This is a genomic window from Bacillus sp. JZ39, from assembly GCF_053903145.1.
Window position 1 is genome coordinate 2,962,501 of record NZ_CP096389.1, and the last position, 14,496, is coordinate 2,976,996.

Genomic DNA, 14,496 nt, shown 5'->3' on the forward strand with positions numbered 1-14,496 from the left:
AACTGAGAACAGATTTGTGGGATTGGCTTAACCTCGCGGTTTCGCTGCCCTTTGTTCTGTCCATTGTAGCACGTGTGTAGCCCAGGTCATAAGGGGCATGATGATTTGACGTCATCCCCACCTTCCTCCGGTTTGTCACCGGCAGTCACCTTAGAGTGCCCAACTGAATGCTGGCAACTAAGATCAAGGGTTGCGCTCGTTGCGGGACTTAACCCAACATCTCACGACACGAGCTGACGACAACCATGCACCACCTGTCACTCTGCCCCCGAAGGGGACGTCCTATCTCTAGGATTGTCAGAGGATGTCAAGACCTGGTAAGGTTCTTCGCGTTGCTTCGAATTAAACCACATGCTCCACCGCTTGTGCGGGCCCCCGTCAATTCCTTTGAGTTTCAGTCTTGCGACCGTACTCCCCAGGCGGAGTGCTTAATGCGTTAGCTGCAGCACTAAGGGGCGGAAACCCCCTAACACTTAGCACTCATCGTTTACGGCGTGGACTACCAGGGTATCTAATCCTGTTCGCTCCCCACGCTTTCGCTCCTCAGCGTCAGTTACAGACCAGAGAGTCGCCTTCGCCACTGGTGTTCCTCCACATCTCTACGCATTTCACCGCTACACGTGGAATTCCACTCTCCTCTTCTGCACTCAAGTTCCCCAGTTTCCAATGACCCTCCCCGGTTGAGCCGGGGGCTTTCACATCAGACTTAAGAAACCGCCTGCGAGCCCTTTACGCCCAATAATTCCGGACAACGCTTGCCACCTACGTATTACCGCGGCTGCTGGCACGTAGTTAGCCGTGGCTTTCTGGTTAGGTACCGTCAAGGTACCGCCCTATTCGAACGGTACTTGTTCTTCCCTAACAACAGAGCTTTACGATCCGAAAACCTTCATCACTCACGCGGCGTTGCTCCGTCAGACTTTCGTCCATTGCGGAAGATTCCCTACTGCTGCCTCCCGTAGGAGTCTGGGCCGTGTCTCAGTCCCAGTGTGGCCGATCACCCTCTCAGGTCGGCTACGCATCGTCGCCTTGGTGAGCCGTTACCTCACCAACTAGCTAATGCGCCGCGGGTCCATCTGTAAGTGGTAGCCGAAGCCACCTTTTATGTTTGAACCATGCGGTTCAAACAACCATCCGGTATTAGCCCCGGTTTCCCGGAGTTATCCCAGTCTTACAGGCAGGTTACCCACGTGTTACTCACCCGTCCGCCGCTAACATCAGGGAGCAAGCTCCCATCTGTCCGCTCGACTTGCATGTATTAGGCACGCCGCCAGCGTTCGTCCTGAGCCAGGATCAAACTCTCCGATAAATGGATCACAGGTTAAGTTCACCGCATCCTGCGGCGACACCTGTGTGACCTGCGTCGTGCAGGCCCTAGTTTGACTGACTACGCACATCGCTGTGCGATTTATAAAAATGAATTAACAGGTACGTTTTGTCTTGTTTAGTTTTCAAAGATCATTTCGTCACTTCTCAATGAAGCAGCTTTACTAATATAACATTCAGCTTCTTTTTTGTCAACAACTTTTTTCAAGTTGTTTTGAAGCATCTAGTTTGTGTCCGCTGTGCATCAGCGACGTTTAATAATATAACACCTCTATTTATTTATTGCAATAGTTTTTTTAAAAAATCTATAAAACAAATAAACTATAATCCTCGCCATGATTTCTAAAGCGTGTGTATCATATAACTTTCTTAAAAGAACATATACATCAGTCATGTGATCTTGTTGTTTTTTTCATTTTCTTGTATAGTAGAAACGAACTAAATACTGATGACCACAAGGGGAGCATTAAAGCTGAGAGTGAGCGGTTTCGTTCTGACCCTTTGAACCTGTTAGTTAACGCTGGCGTAGGGATGTGGCAAAGTCAAATGAATTGCAGATCGTAAAGCAGTGCGTGGAACTTTTCTCATCCTTCCGCGTGCTGCTTTTTTGTTGTCCTTTTGGTTGTCTGTCAATGGAAGGAGATAGATATGAATCAATCTAAGCAACTGGTTCGCCTTATTGAAATTGCCATTATGACAGCAGCAGCCGTTATTTTAGACATTGTCTCAGGAATGTTTCTTAGCATGCCTCAAGGAGGCTCGGTCTCCATCATGATGATTCCGATCTTTTTAATTTCGTTTCGCTGGGGTGTCAAAGCAGGTCTTACTACAGGTTTGTTGACAGGTCTAGTACAAATAGCAATCGGAAACTTGTTTGCTCAACATCCTGTACAGCTATTGTTAGATTACATTGTCGCTTTCGCAGCAATCGGCATAAGCGGCTGTTTCGCTTCTTCTGTCCGTAAAGCCGCTGTATCAAAAACAAAAGGGAAATTGATTGTTTCAGTGGTCAGCGCAGTTTTTATCGGCAGTTTGCTGCGCTATGCCGCGCATGTCATTTCAGGAGCTGTGTTTTTCGGCAGCTTTGCTCCAAAAGGAACACCGGTATGGATTTATTCTTTAACTTATAATGCGACTTACATGGTTCCTTCATTCATTATTTGTGCAATTGTCCTATGTTTATTATTTATGACAGCACCCCGTCTGCTTAAAAGTGACAAAGCGTAAAAGTAACAATCCCCCAGCGAATTCCGCTGGGGGATTTTTCGTTATCTGTTAAGAAGTGTTTTTAAAGCTGAAAGATCCGGCCAGCCAAGACCTACTTCTTTCAGCCTTACTCCGGCAATTTCAAAGTTGTCCTCCGCTACTCTTTCAGGTGAATAGGCCTGATAAAATATAATCGAGGGATTCTGCTCAATAACCCAAACAAACATACTTGAAAAACCATGTTGAAGCAAAAACTCTGCTCCTTTTGCTAAGAGCGCCCTGCCTGCACCTTGCCGCTGGCGCTCTTCCAGAAGATAAATAGCGTATAACTCGCCGTCATAGCCTTCTTGTTCAGAGCGAATAGGTCCAAATGAAGCAAAGCCGAATACTGAACCCTTTTCGTCCTGAGCAACAAATACTCCCTTTAACGAGCGACTTTTCCATTTGTCTTCAAATTCCTTATAGTTCAGTCTGTTTAAATAATCAATCGGGATAATTTCGTGGTATGTTGTCCTCCAGCTGTCTACATGCACTTTTGCAATGTCCTTTATATCCTCTAACTTCGCTTCACGTACAGTTACCATACGGTTCTGCCCTTTCCTTACTCTGATTTTTGGATCGTTTTGGCTTCTTTGATTTCATTTGTTAATTCATTAATGCTTTGTTTTACGTTTCCTTTTCCTGAAAAGTTCTCAAGCATTTCTTTTACATCAATTCCCGAGGATGCTTTTAAACTTTCTTGCAGACTTGACATTAAGTTCGTCGCATAGCTGGTTACTTTGTTTGCTCCGCTTGATTCACCGCTTCCTCCTGTATCGACAACGGTGATTTTATCAATATTTGAAAGAGGTGCGGCTGCTTGTTTCGCGTATTCCGGAAGCATTTTGACAATCATATCGAAAATCGCCGCCTGCCCGTACTGTTCAAAGGCAGCCGCAATTTTCTCTTTTGCTTCCGCTTCTGCAAGACCTTTCAGGCGGATAACCTCTGCTTCTGTCTCTCCTTTCGCTTTTTCCGCTTCTGCTTTTGCTAGCCCGTCAATTCTTACTTTTTCCGCCTCAGCCTTTGCCATTGCTTCTATACTGTACTTCTTGGCATCGGCTTCCGCGAGCTGTTTGGCTTTCTCAGCTGCTGCGGACTGCTCAACAGAATAACGGTCTGCATCGGCTTTTTTCTTTACCTCTGAGTCGTATTGACGTTCACGGCGAAGAATTTCTTTTTCTTCTAGTTCTATTTGTTTTTGGCGTTCGATAATTTTAACCTGCATTTCCTGCTCTGTGACTTGCTGGCGCGCTCTGGCAGTCTCTAAATCATATGCTTGGTCGGCATTCGCTTTTGCCGTATCTTGTTCTCTGCGGAATTCAGCCATTTTGAGCTGATTGATTTTTTCAGCTTCAGCGATTTCCGTCGCCCGTTCAAGTTCTGATTTTTTTGCGTCTTTATCGGCTTCTGCCCGCTTAATTCGGGTTTCTTTATCAGCCTCTGCTGTTGCGATATCAGCATCGCGTTTTACTTGGGCAATTCTTGGTTTCCCTAATGATTCAAGATAACCGTTTTTATCACGAACATCTTTAATGGTAAACGAGACGATTACAAGCCCCATTTTCGCGAGATCCTGTGAAGCGACACGCTGCACCTCTTGAGAGAATTTTTCTCTGTTTTTATAGATTTCTTCTACTGTCATTGAGCCGAGAATGGAACGAAGGTGGCCTTCTAAAACCTCCCGCGCTTCCTGCTCACGGTCGTCTTTTGATTTCCCTAAAAATTGTTCGGCTGCTGTAGCGATTTCTCCTATAGAACCGCCGATTTTAATAATCGCAGTTCCATCGGCCATTACTGGCACTCCTTGTTCTGTATAGACTTCAGGTGTCGAAACATCGAGTTTGCTTGATAATAGGCTTAGCGGCTCTGCCTGCTGGAAGACGGGAAGGACAAAGGTTCCTCCGCCGCGGACGATTTTAATACGGTTGCCGCCTTCATCGACATGAACATTTTTATTGCCCAGATAGCTCCCCGTTACAATTAACGCTTCATCAGGCCCTGCTGTACGATACTTCGTAATAAACACAGCTATTAGTGCAATTAATAAAAAGAATACAACTCCGATGATCATTATAATCGGCATTGTCATATCAAATTCCTCCTTGTATATTAAATGGGTTCATGCGGAGTAACCGAAAGAACTCCGTTGTTAATATCTACGACTAACACCGTTGTCCCGTAACTGATCTGCTGATTATCAAAACTGACCGCTGACTTTGAAATGGTCCCGCCTATCCCTTCTATGACCACTTCACCAAACCCGTCAACCGGCACAGCTGTAATCACTTTACCGAGTCTTCCTCTGAGATCATCTTCTCTATATGCCAATGATTCTTCTGCAGATGATAATGGTACCAGTACAAAGATGTGAAGCAATACCACCAGCATGATCGAAAGGATGCAAGATAAAAGCGCAATCAGCAAGCTTGACAGAGGCAATACAAGTTCACCTATATATCCGCCCGCTGAAAAACATGTGAAAAATGAGAGCACTAATGTCGGATTAAGAAACGGAATGCCTTCTGACAGTCCTGCAAATACATCTCCGAAAAACAGGAATAATAGCGTAAGGCTGCCCGCAATAATAAGCGTATAAAGATAAATTGTTTGTATAGGTACTCCAAATAACTCCAATTTCCTCATCCTTTCTTCATCAATGCATTGATGAACGGCCGCCGTTACCATTTATACGAGACACCACGGGAAAGGTTTCAAAATTTTAAGACAAATAACCCATTTGAAGTGCTTTATAAATGATAATTGCTTATATATATGGTAATGTCATTTTAGGAGGAGATATGATGAGTATCTTTAATGAAGCCAGATTAGAAACGTGGAACGAATTGAAAGGACTTTCTGACGAAAAGCTGAACCAAAAGCCTTCTGCTGAAGAATGGAGCATACGGGAAGTTCTTGACCATTTGAAAAAAATCGATATGACCGCACAAAAAATGTTGAAGGAACGTGTAAAGGACGCTCCGATTAAAGAAATTGAAGAAAAACCGCTTGAGGTAGCACAGGACAGAAATAATAAACGGAAAGCCCCGAGTCATCTTGAGCCTGCGCATGATTTTATTTCAGGCAGCCAAATGAAACGTGAGCTTGATGTGGTAAGAGAGCAGCTGACTGCTGCGATTGCCTCTCTGAAAGAAGAAGATTTTGAAAGAGTGCTTCCGCATCCTGTGTTTCAAGAGCTGACTGTCAGACAGTGGATCGATTTTATCGGCCATCATGAAAAACGGCACCTCAGCCAAATGAAAGAAATTAAAGAAAAGATAGAAAGGGCCTGATTTCATCAGACCCTTTCTGCTTTTCGTTTGACTTTTCGCTGATAGGAATGAACTTCTATTTCATCACCTGTGTAAACAGCACCAGGTCTTTCCACAATACATACAATCCCTCTAATGCCCAGTGCGTGGCGGACGAAAGCCGGCGCCAGCTTCGGTTGGTCCGGATAATAAGACTGAATGACTTCTCCCGGCTGGATACACGGATCATTTTCGCCCTCACACAGCAGAGCCGCTCCGCTCGGAAAAATAATCCGGCTTCCTTCTTTTAATGAAGTAAGATCTGGCATACCGCTGACTGCCACATTCGCCCCGAGCCATTCCGGCAAAATCCTCGGCACTCCCATTTTTAAAGCGATTTCGTTGCATTCCTCTATTGAAACAATTGAAATTTGTCTGCGGTTGAAAATTTCAGTCCCTCTTGAAAACATTGGTTCTCTGGCTCCCGCTTTTTTGGTCAGGCCAAAATGCAAATCGCCGGGGATGCCGCCATAATCAAAATCAAGCTTGTCCATTTGCTTTGTTACGAAGCTTTCTGTATCTGCGATATATAAGCCTTCCGCTTTTGCAGTCATACGCTTCCACATCAGCTGGCACCTTCTTTCTTATCTAAATTTCCACCTATGCTTCATTATCCCAAAAAATCCCGCTCTGTAAAGGAGCGGGATTTTGATTATACCGTTTTAGGCGTAAGGTTAAAGCAGCGCTTGTAGATCCAGTTGTATGCTTTTTCATTTAAATCTCTAGGGTTTCCGAAGGTTTGCGGATCTTTCATAGCTTCTTTAGACAAGCGTTCGATCATATCAGGTGATACTCCCTGCTCTTCTAAAGTCGGCACTTCTAAATCTTCGACCAGATCATACATCCAATTGACAGATGCTTTCGCAGCTTCTTCAGTTGTCATCTTGCTTGTATCAATACCGAACGCTTTCGCAATACGCGCAAACTTCTCAGGATAGCCCTTCCAGTTGTATTCCATGACAGGGCCCATCATCGCCGCTACACATTGGCCGTGAGCGACTGGGATAATACCGCCAAGCGTTTGGCTCATCGCATGAGCCGCGCCCGCTGATTCACTTCCGTAAGAAAGACCGGCAAGCATCGCAGCCTGCGCCATTCCGTACCTTGCTTCCAGATCCTCTCCGTCAGCAAATGCCCTCTTAATGTAATGAGCGGCATACTCAATCGCCATTAAGGCAACCGCATCCGTGATTGGCTGTGCAAATTTCATTGTATAGCACTCAATGGCATGGGCGAGCGCATCAATTCCCGTCATAGCTGTTACATGCGGAGGCATTGAAACATGAAGCTCAGGATCAATGATGGTCAAGTATGCTGCAATCAGCGGACCGCCCGTGTTGAATTTGAATTCTCTTTCTTCATCTGTGATAACCGCCCATTGGGTTACTTCTGATCCTGTTCCAGCTGTAGTGGGAATTGTCGTCAGCGGAGGAATGCGGTTTTCCAGCGGTTTTTTCCCATCTGCCGCTTCATAATCAAGCACGCTTCCTTCGTGAGTTGCTTCTACTCCGATTGCTTTTGCTGTATCCATGGAGCTTCCGCCTCCGACTGCCACCAAACCATTACAGTTCTCTTTTTTGTAAAGCTCAGATCCTTCATTCACCAGACGGACAGGCGGGTTTGGCTCAACTTTATGAAAGAGCACCACTTCAATGCCTGCTTCTTTAAGTGATTCGATGACAGGATCAGCAACACCGGCTTTATAAATCCCTGGGTCTGTGACAAGGAGAGCTTTTGAAACGCCCAGAGCAGCTACTTCCTCACCCGTATGCTTGATGGCTCCGATTCCATGCTTAATCACAGTCGGAATTTCAAATGTGTGGAATTTCTGCATGCTTTCTACCTTCATATTTAATGTCATCATCAATCTCCCCCTCTTATGAATTAAACCAGTTAACCGCTGCCGGTTTTGTATTGCGGTATACATGTTTGACTTCTGTGTATTCTTCAAGGCCTATTTTTCCAAGCTCGCGTCCGAACCCGGATTGCTTATATCCGCCCCATGGCGCTTGTGCAAAGTACGGATGAAAATCGTTGATCCAAACGGTTCCCATTCTCAAGCGGGCTGCTACCCGTTCGCACTTTTCAATGTCTTTTGACCATACCGCTCCAGCCAAGCCATAGATAGTATCATTCGCAAGCTCGATTACCTCTTCTTCAGAGCTGAAGGTTTCGACTGTCAATACAGGACCGAAAACCTCTTCCTGAACGATTCTCATGTCAGAATTACAGTTTGAGAAAATAGTAGGTTCATAGAAAAAGCCGTTTTGAAGCTCAGGATCTTCCGGGCGTTTGCCTCCTGTCTCCAGCTTCGCGCCTTCCTCTATTCCGATCTCAACATATTTTTCTACCTTTGCCCTGTGCTCCGCCGAAATAAGCGGACCGCTTTCTGTCTCAGCATGAAAACCGTTTCCGAGTTTTATGCGTTTTGCCCGTTTGACCAGCTCCGCCAAAAATTGATCATGAATGGCATCCTCAACAAGCAAGCGAGAACCTGCAGAGCATACTTGGCCGGCGTGGAAAAATACAGCGTTTAAGGCCTGATCAACCGCAACTTCTAAATCCGCGTCCTTGAAAACAATATTTGGGTTTTTCCCGCCAAGTTCAAGGGCGATTTTTTTGACGTTTCCGCTTGCCGCCCGCATGATTTTTTTGCCTGTTTCAATTCCGCCCGTAAATGAAATCAAATCGACGTCTTTGTTTACGGCAAGCTCGTCGCCCACTGTGGCTCCCGGTCCAAGAACAAGATTTGCGACACCTTTTGGAACACCGGCTTCTTCCATCAGCTTAAAGACTTTGATTGTCGTCAGCGGCGTAATCTCACTCGGCTTCATGACGATTGTGTTTCCTGCAGCCAGTGCAGGGGCGATTTTCCAGCTCGCTTGAAGGAGCGGATAATTCCATGGAGTAATCTGGCCGCAAACCCCGATTGGCTCCCTAATAATTTTGCTTTCTGAATCAGGAATCGGAGATGAAATGATCTCTCCGCCATCTTTGTCTGCCAAGCCGGCGTAATATTGAAAAACATTGGCGATATCGTCCATATCGGCCTTGCTTTCTTCGAGTGTTTTTCCTGTATCAAGAGATTCAAGCTCAGCCAGCTCCTCAAGATCGCGTCTGATTAATTCCGCAATTTTCAGAACAATTTTTCCGCGTTCTAGCCCGGATAGCGATGACCATTCTCCTTTGTCAAATGCTCTGCGTGCGGCTGCGATTGCTTTGATGGCGTCCTCTCGCCCTCCCTCGCTTACAGTTGCAATTTCTTCTTGATTAAAGGGGTTGATAATACTGCGGATCTGTTCTTTTTCGGCACTGATCCATTCTCCGTCAATGAATAATGTTTGACTCATATAAGCCTCCTTGACGTAAATAAAGTTTGTTAAATAAAAATTTAATGTTTTTAACAACCTTAATCTAACATATGGTTTTTAAACTGTCAAAGTCCCATTTTGATTTTTCTTTTTGACTTTTCCTCATGTTTCGTTAAGATAAAGAACATAAAGAAATAACTTAACGAATTTAATTTTCTAAAGGAAAAGAGGGTCAGTATGGATGAAAATCCAGAATTTGCAGCTATAGAACAGGCTCGGGATCTTGTTATTGACTCCATTGCTGAAACGATGGATCTTTATGGAATTACCCGCAGTGTCGGGATTTTATATGGGACGATGTATATGAGGGATGAGATGACGCTTGACGAAATGCGTGAGGAGTTGCAAATGAGCAAACCAAGCATGAGCACTGGCGTCAAAAAGCTTCAAGACTTAAATGTAGTGAAAAAAACATTTCACCGGGGCATCCGCAAGCATACATTTGTGGCTGAGAAGGATTTCTTTAAATTTTTCACAAATTTCTTTCCACCTAAATGGGAGCGGGAGGTTCAAGTGAATGTAACAGCGATCGAGGAAGCACAAGCTGATTTACAAAAGGTTTTAAGCAAGGAAGATCTCGATGAGGATATCAAAAATGAAGCACTGCAGTTATATGATCAGCTGGAAAGCTCTAAAGCTTACTATGACTGGCTGAAACGGCTTGCTGAATCGGTGCAGACCGGAGAAATTTTTAAATTTATACCGATCGAAACAAAGTAAAGCAGAAAACGCCTGGGAAACCAGGCGTTTTTTTGATGTAACTACTACAAATTTGAAAAATACGGGAAAAACACCCCATTTACTTCCAAAATATTTGATGGTAATTTTATGTAGGTAAAATTTGTATTTGGCCTTTCAGAGGAGGTGAAAAGCGGGCAGGCCTGTTTAATTTATCATTTTTTAGGGGGAATTTTGTTATGAAACGCAAATTATTATCTTCTTTGGCAATTAGTGCATTAAGTCTCGGGTTACTCGTTTCTGCACCTACAGCTTCTTTCGCGGCTGAATCTACATCAACTAAAGCTCATACTGAATCCACTATGAGAACACAGTCTACAGCTTCATTGTTCGCAACAATCACTGGCGCCAGCAAAACGGAATGGTCTTTCTCAGATATCGAATTGACTTACCGTCCAAACACGCTTCTCAGCCTTGGCGTTATGGAGTTTACATTGCCAAGCGGATTTACTGCAAACACGAAAGACACATTGAACGGAAATGCCTTGCGTACAACACAGATCCTCAATAACGGGAAAACAGTAAGAGTTCCTTTGGCACTTGATTTGTTAGGAGCTGGCGAATTCAAATTAAAACTGAATAACAAAACACTTCCTGCCGCTGGTACATATACTTTCCGTGCGGAGAATAAATCATTAAGCATCGGAAATAAATTTTACGCAGAAGCCAGCATTGACGTGGCTAAGCGCAGCACTCCTCCGACTCAGCCTTGCGGTTGCAACTAATGTAAAAGACCGGTTAACGCCGGTCTTTTTTGCGTTTTACCCTCCCCTTTTTCTCTAATCCCCGTTATCTTTTTTCTGGTTTAAAATTTAAATTGACAAACACTAGAAACAGGAGTAAATTCTTGAGTGTTCAATTTCATACAGTCTCTTTTACCGCTTAATCAAACACGAACGGGGGAACCAACGATTGGCTGTTTTATTAACAGCCTTGGGGTGAATCTTACTAAGTAAGAGGGGGTACTCTGAATCCCTAATCCGACAGCTAACCTCGTAGGCGTATACAGAGAGGAGGTCTATTATCGGCCATTCTTTGCAATGGTCTTTTTTGTTTCAAAAACGTTAATTCACTAAGGGAGATATGAACATTGGGAAGAATTAAAAATAAGCAATTTGCCGTGATCGGGCTGGGCCGGTTTGGCGGCAGCATTTGTAAAGAACTTCATAGAATGGGGCATGAGGTCCTTGCGGTTGATATCAACGAAGAAAAGGTCAATGCATATGCTTCTTACGCCACTCATGCGGTAATTGCCAACGCCACCGAAGAAAACGAATTGCTTTCATTAGGAATACGCAATTTTGAATATGTGATTGTTGCCATCGGAGCAAATATTCAAGCGAGTACGCTGACCACCCTATTATTAAAGGAGCTTGATATTCCAAATATTTGGGTAAAGGCTCAAAACTATTATCATCACAAGGTGCTTGAAAAAATCGGCGCTGACCGCATTATTCATCCTGAAAAAGATATGGGGGTTAAAATCGCACAAAGCCTTTCAGACGAAAATGTTTTGAATTACATTGATCTATCTGATGAATACAGTATTGTCGAGCTGCTGGCTACGCGCAAGCTAGATTCAAAATCGATTATTGACCTGAATGTAAGAGCAAAGTACGGCTGCACGATCCTGGCCATCAAACATCATGGAGATATCTGTCTTTCCCCCGCGCCTGAAGACATCATTCACGAGCAAGATTGCCTGGTGATCATGGGCCACAAAAAGGATATTAAACGTTTTGAAAACGAAGGGATGTAGACAAAGGTGACACTTCAAAAGGATAAAGTGATCAAATGGGTTCGGTTTACACCGCCTCAAGTGCTTGCCATTGGTTTTTTCCTTACCATTATCATCGGGGCTGTCCTATTAATGCTTCCGATTTCCACTACGAAGCCATTGTCGTGGATAGATGCCCTTTTTACTGCGGCTTCCGCTACAACTGTTACAGGGCTTGCTGTTGTCGATACCGGTACTCAATTTACGGTATTCGGGCAAACAGTAATTATGGGGCTGATTCAGATTGGCGGGCTTGGATTTATGACATTTGCGGTCTTGATCGTCATGATATTAGGAAAAAAAATCGGCTTAAAAGAACGAATGCTCGTCCAGGAAGCCTTAAACCAGCCGACAATCGGCGGTGTCATTGGCCTTGTCAAAGTCCTGTTTCTGTTTTCGATCAGTATTGAATTGATAGCAGCACTCATTTTATCCATCCGGCTTGTACCTCAATACGGCTGGTCATCCGGCTTGTTTGCAAGTTTGTTTCACGCAATATCTGCTTTTAACAATGCCGGGTTTTCGTTGTGGCCTGATAATTTGATGAGCTACGTTGGCGATCCTACAGTGAACCTCGTGATTACTTTCTTATTTATTACAGGAGGGATCGGATTTACGGTTCTGTTTGATGTGATGAAAAATCGGCGTTTTAAAGCTTTTTCTTTACATACAAAGCTCATGCTTACAGGAACGCTGATGTTGAATGCGATTGCTATGCTTACGGTCTTTATTTTAGAATACAGCAACCCCGGCACGCTCGGCCACCTGCATATAGTGGATAAACTGTGGGCGTCCTATTTTCAGGCAGTGACGCCGAGAACCGCAGGCTTCAATTCTCTAGATTTCGGAAGCATGAGAGAAGGAACAATTGTATTTACTTTATTATTGATGTTTATCGGAGCAGGAAGCGCATCAACGGCGAGCGGCATTAAGCTGACTACGTTCATCGTGATTTTAACATCTGTTATTGCTTACTTGAGAGGTAAAAAAGAAACGGTTATTTTCCGCCGTTCCATCAAATATCCGATTATCATTAAAGCTTTAGCTGTGAGCGTCACCAGTTTGTTCATCGTGTTTTTAGGGATTTTCGCCCTGACGATCACAGAACAAGCGCCATTTCTTCAAATTGTGTTTGAAACCTTTTCCGCATTCGGAACTGTCGGCCTTACGATGGGGCTTACTCCTGAACTGACAACAGCTGGCAAGTGTATCATCATTGTCATCATGTTTATCGGAAGAATTGGTCCTTTAACGTTCGTGTTTTCATTCGCAAAAACAGAGCAATCAAATATCCGTTATCCTGATGGCGAAGTGTTTACAGGGTGATATCAAAAAAATCCGGCGTGCAGTCGCCGGATTTTTTATGATTCGATATGAGATTGATTTTGTCTTTTTTCCTGTTCCGCGATGATTTCGTTATCCTCCGCGTTATCACGGGTCACTTTTTGTGTAAGAATCGCACCAACTGCTACAAGTATCATAACAGCGATGTAATAACCTTTTTCATTGAGTTCCAGGTTATCAGCATTATAGAGTCCGATACTAAACAAAAATACTCCCGCAAAAAAAGTAAAATAAGCTAATACTGTAAAGGCAACCGTGTTTCTGCGTCTATATTTCTGCACCTTTGTTCCCTCCCGAAAGCATAGTTAAAAAGTGATAACTTCCGTGGAATATTATACCTCAAATTCCCCGGAATGGAACAAAGAATTAAAAATACCAGTAAAAAGGGCTTAGGTTGCCTCCTTTATTTCAACAGCTGAATCATCAATCCAGCCAATAAGTTTATCATTGATTTGGAATTGGTACCATACAGACTGGCCTTTCTGTTTTTTAGACACAACCTTTATGTCTTTGCCGACGTAAGATTGGGCAGAGGTAAGCCTTATGGACCGATCATCAGTAGAAGGCTTGGACCATACGTCTTGAACGGCACTGTCTTTAATAGAGGCGTTTAAATCCACAGATTTGAGGGATGGATTTACCTCATCGTACTCATCTAAATCGTATTTTTCCACAATAGCGCTGATTTTGTCAGCGTAGTCAGGATCTGTAGCATATCCTGATGTTTGCAGGGCGGTTGCCGCTTCCTTATAATTCCCTGCCTCAAGCACCGGTTTATACTTCTTTTTATTCCACGATGTGCCACGGACGAACAATCGGGCGTGATCATCCATAGATTCAAAAAACGTGCTGTATTTTCGAAACTTCGCGCGAATGGTTTTTCTTTTCCCTTTTTCAACTTCGTCCGTTTCCATCGTGACATGATGGCCTTTATAATTCCCTTTTACGCCAAAAAGGTTGTTGGCCTTAGCAGCCAGTTCACTGTTCCCCCAGTCCGATTCGAGAATGGCCTGAGCAATTGTGATGCTGGGGAGAACATGGTATTTTTCATACAAAATTTGGGCATGTCCGGACAGACTGTCTATAAATACTTGCTGTTCATCGATTTCTTCAGTTTCTTTGGATGTTTCAATCGGTTTTGATAAAGTTGTCGCTAAAACAAACAGAGCTAGCGGAATCGATACAATGAAAAATAGTGAAATCAAGAGTTTACGTTTTTTAAGTTTTTTACGGGCCATGAAAACCTTCCTTCGAATTAAAAGATTACGAATGTAAAAGAATCTACCTTTTAGAATTTTACTTGCACTTCTAATATTTTTCAATTCTTTAGGGATAAAGTTGGGAAAAGATTGCAAAATAAAAACCTTTTCGCTCAATGAAAAGG

General features: G+C 43.8%; 14 protein-coding genes, 1 rRNA gene and 2 riboswitches (1 of these 17 only partly in view). Of the genes, 6 read left to right on the plus strand and 9 right to left on the minus strand.

Translation table 11 applies throughout. The annotated features are described in order from the left end of the window. Positions 1–1,309, minus strand: a 16S ribosomal RNA gene (locus M1D65_RS15265); it reaches 241 nt to the left of the window's first position. Between the two features lie 464 nt (positions 1,310–1,773). Continuing rightward, positions 1,774–1,875, plus strand: a riboswitch (TPP riboswitch). A gap of 99 nt (positions 1,876–1,974) precedes the next feature. Between M1D65_RS15265 and thiT the strand changes: the two genes are divergently transcribed. Next, positions 1,975–2,553 carry an energy-coupled thiamine transporter ThiT gene (thiT, locus tag M1D65_RS15270; protein ID WP_003228966.1) on the plus strand — a complete coding sequence of 193 codons (579 nt, stop codon included), beginning with the start codon at positions 1,975–1,977 and terminating at the stop codon, positions 2,551–2,553. 41 nt (positions 2,554–2,594) lie between these two features. Here thiT and M1D65_RS15275 read toward each other — a convergent pair whose 3' ends face one another. Genes M1D65_RS15275 through M1D65_RS15285 form a run of 3 tightly spaced genes read right to left on the minus strand, consistent with a single transcriptional unit; the run spans position 2,595 to position 5,208 of the window. Then, positions 2,595–3,116 carry a GNAT family N-acetyltransferase gene (locus tag M1D65_RS15275; RefSeq protein WP_032726760.1) on the minus strand — a complete coding sequence of 174 codons (522 nt, stop codon included), beginning with the start codon at positions 3,114–3,116 and terminating at the stop codon, positions 2,595–2,597. Positions 3,117–3,133: 17 nt separating this feature from the next. Beyond that, positions 3,134–4,663, minus strand: a complete 1,530-nt coding sequence (floT, locus tag M1D65_RS15280; RefSeq protein WP_003228960.1) for a flotillin lipid rafts scaffold protein FloT — start codon at positions 4,661–4,663, stop codon at positions 3,134–3,136. Between the two features lie 20 nt (positions 4,664–4,683). Further along, positions 4,684–5,208 carry an NfeD family protein gene (locus M1D65_RS15285; RefSeq protein WP_032727091.1) on the minus strand — a complete coding sequence of 175 codons (525 nt, stop codon included), beginning with the start codon at positions 5,206–5,208 and terminating at the stop codon, positions 4,684–4,686. A gap of 167 nt (positions 5,209–5,375) precedes the next feature. Between M1D65_RS15285 and M1D65_RS15290 the strand changes: the two genes are divergently transcribed. Next, positions 5,376–5,864: a DinB family protein gene (locus tag M1D65_RS15290; RefSeq protein WP_003242867.1), complete on the plus strand. Its 489-nt coding sequence runs from the start codon at positions 5,376–5,378 to the stop codon at positions 5,862–5,864. Positions 5,865–5,869: 5 nt separating this feature from the next. Here M1D65_RS15290 and M1D65_RS15295 read toward each other — a convergent pair whose 3' ends face one another. From M1D65_RS15295 to betB, 3 genes are all read right to left on the minus strand, one after another. After that, the gene (locus M1D65_RS15295; protein ID WP_014477775.1) at positions 5,870–6,448 is read right to left on the minus strand and encodes an MOSC domain-containing protein; all 579 of its coding nucleotides are present in this window, start codon (positions 6,446–6,448) and stop codon (positions 5,870–5,872) included. An 86-nt stretch (positions 6,449–6,534) separates the two neighbouring features. Continuing rightward, positions 6,535–7,743, minus strand: a complete 1,209-nt coding sequence (gene gbsB / locus M1D65_RS15300) for a choline dehydrogenase (protein ID WP_064671665.1) — start codon at positions 7,741–7,743, stop codon at positions 6,535–6,537. A 16-nt stretch (positions 7,744–7,759) separates the two neighbouring features. Further along, entirely contained in the window at positions 7,760–9,232 is a 1,473-nt protein-coding gene (betB, locus tag M1D65_RS15305) for a betaine-aldehyde dehydrogenase (RefSeq protein WP_003243430.1), read from the minus strand. Positions 9,233–9,430: 198 nt separating this feature from the next. Between betB and gbsR the strand changes: the two genes are divergently transcribed. From gbsR to ktrB, 4 genes are all read left to right on the plus strand, one after another. Next, positions 9,431–9,973 carry a transcriptional regulator GbsR gene (gbsR, locus tag M1D65_RS15310; RefSeq protein ID WP_015251366.1) on the plus strand — a complete coding sequence of 181 codons (543 nt, stop codon included), beginning with the start codon at positions 9,431–9,433 and terminating at the stop codon, positions 9,971–9,973. A 197-nt stretch (positions 9,974–10,170) separates the two neighbouring features. Further along, a complete protein-coding gene (gene bslA, locus M1D65_RS15315) occupies positions 10,171–10,716 on the plus strand; it encodes a biofilm surface layer hydrophobin BslA (protein ID WP_003243556.1) in 546 nt (181 codons plus the stop codon). A gap of 144 nt (positions 10,717–10,860) precedes the next feature. Next, a riboswitch (cyclic di-AMP (ydaO/yuaA leader) is annotated at positions 10,861–11,009 on the plus strand. Positions 11,010–11,081: 72 nt separating this feature from the next. Next, on the plus strand, positions 11,082–11,750 hold the full coding sequence (gene ktrA / locus M1D65_RS15320) for a potassium uptake protein KtrA (RefSeq protein ID WP_003228942.1): 669 nt from the start codon (positions 11,082–11,084) through the stop codon (positions 11,748–11,750). Positions 11,751–11,756: 6 nt separating this feature from the next. Beyond that, entirely contained in the window at positions 11,757–13,094 is a 1,338-nt protein-coding gene (ktrB, locus tag M1D65_RS15325; protein ID WP_003228940.1) for a Ktr system potassium transporter KtrB, read from the plus strand. Between the two features lie 35 nt (positions 13,095–13,129). Here the strand turns inward: ktrB and M1D65_RS15330 are convergent, their stop codons facing one another. Continuing rightward, entirely contained in the window at positions 13,130–13,393 is a 264-nt protein-coding gene (locus M1D65_RS15330) for a YiaA/YiaB family inner membrane protein (protein ID WP_003222348.1), read from the minus strand. Between the two features lie 108 nt (positions 13,394–13,501). Further along, positions 13,502–14,350, minus strand: coding sequence for an exo-glucosaminidase LytG (lytG, locus tag M1D65_RS15335; RefSeq protein ID WP_456270607.1), 849 nt, complete (start codon positions 14,348–14,350; stop codon positions 13,502–13,504). Positions 14,351–14,496: the final 146 nt, after the last annotated feature.

Coding starts and splice junctions, on each gene's coding strand:
- lytG (WP_456270607.1), bottom strand. CDS start 14,350: ATGGCCCGTAAAAAACTTAAAAAACGTAAACTCTTGATTTCACTATTT.
- M1D65_RS15295 (WP_014477775.1), bottom strand. CDS start 6,448: ATGTGGAAGCGTATGACTGCAAAAGCGGAAGGCTTATATATCGCAGAT.
- bslA (WP_003243556.1), top strand. CDS start 10,171: ATGAAACGCAAATTATTATCTTCTTTGGCAATTAGTGCATTAAGTCTC.
- gbsR (WP_015251366.1), top strand. CDS start 9,431: ATGGATGAAAATCCAGAATTTGCAGCTATAGAACAGGCTCGGGATCTT.
- floT (WP_003228960.1), bottom strand. CDS start 4,663: ATGACAATGCCGATTATAATGATCATCGGAGTTGTATTCTTTTTATTA.
- gbsB (WP_064671665.1), bottom strand. CDS start 7,743: ATGACATTAAATATGAAGGTAGAAAGCATGCAGAAATTCCACACATTT.
- M1D65_RS15290 (WP_003242867.1), top strand. CDS start 5,376: ATGAGTATCTTTAATGAAGCCAGATTAGAAACGTGGAACGAATTGAAA.
- thiT (WP_003228966.1), top strand. CDS start 1,975: ATGAATCAATCTAAGCAACTGGTTCGCCTTATTGAAATTGCCATTATG.
- betB (WP_003243430.1), bottom strand. CDS start 9,232: ATGAGTCAAACATTATTCATTGACGGAGAATGGATCAGTGCCGAAAAA.
- M1D65_RS15275 (WP_032726760.1), bottom strand. CDS start 3,116: ATGGTAACTGTACGTGAAGCGAAGTTAGAGGATATAAAGGACATTGCA.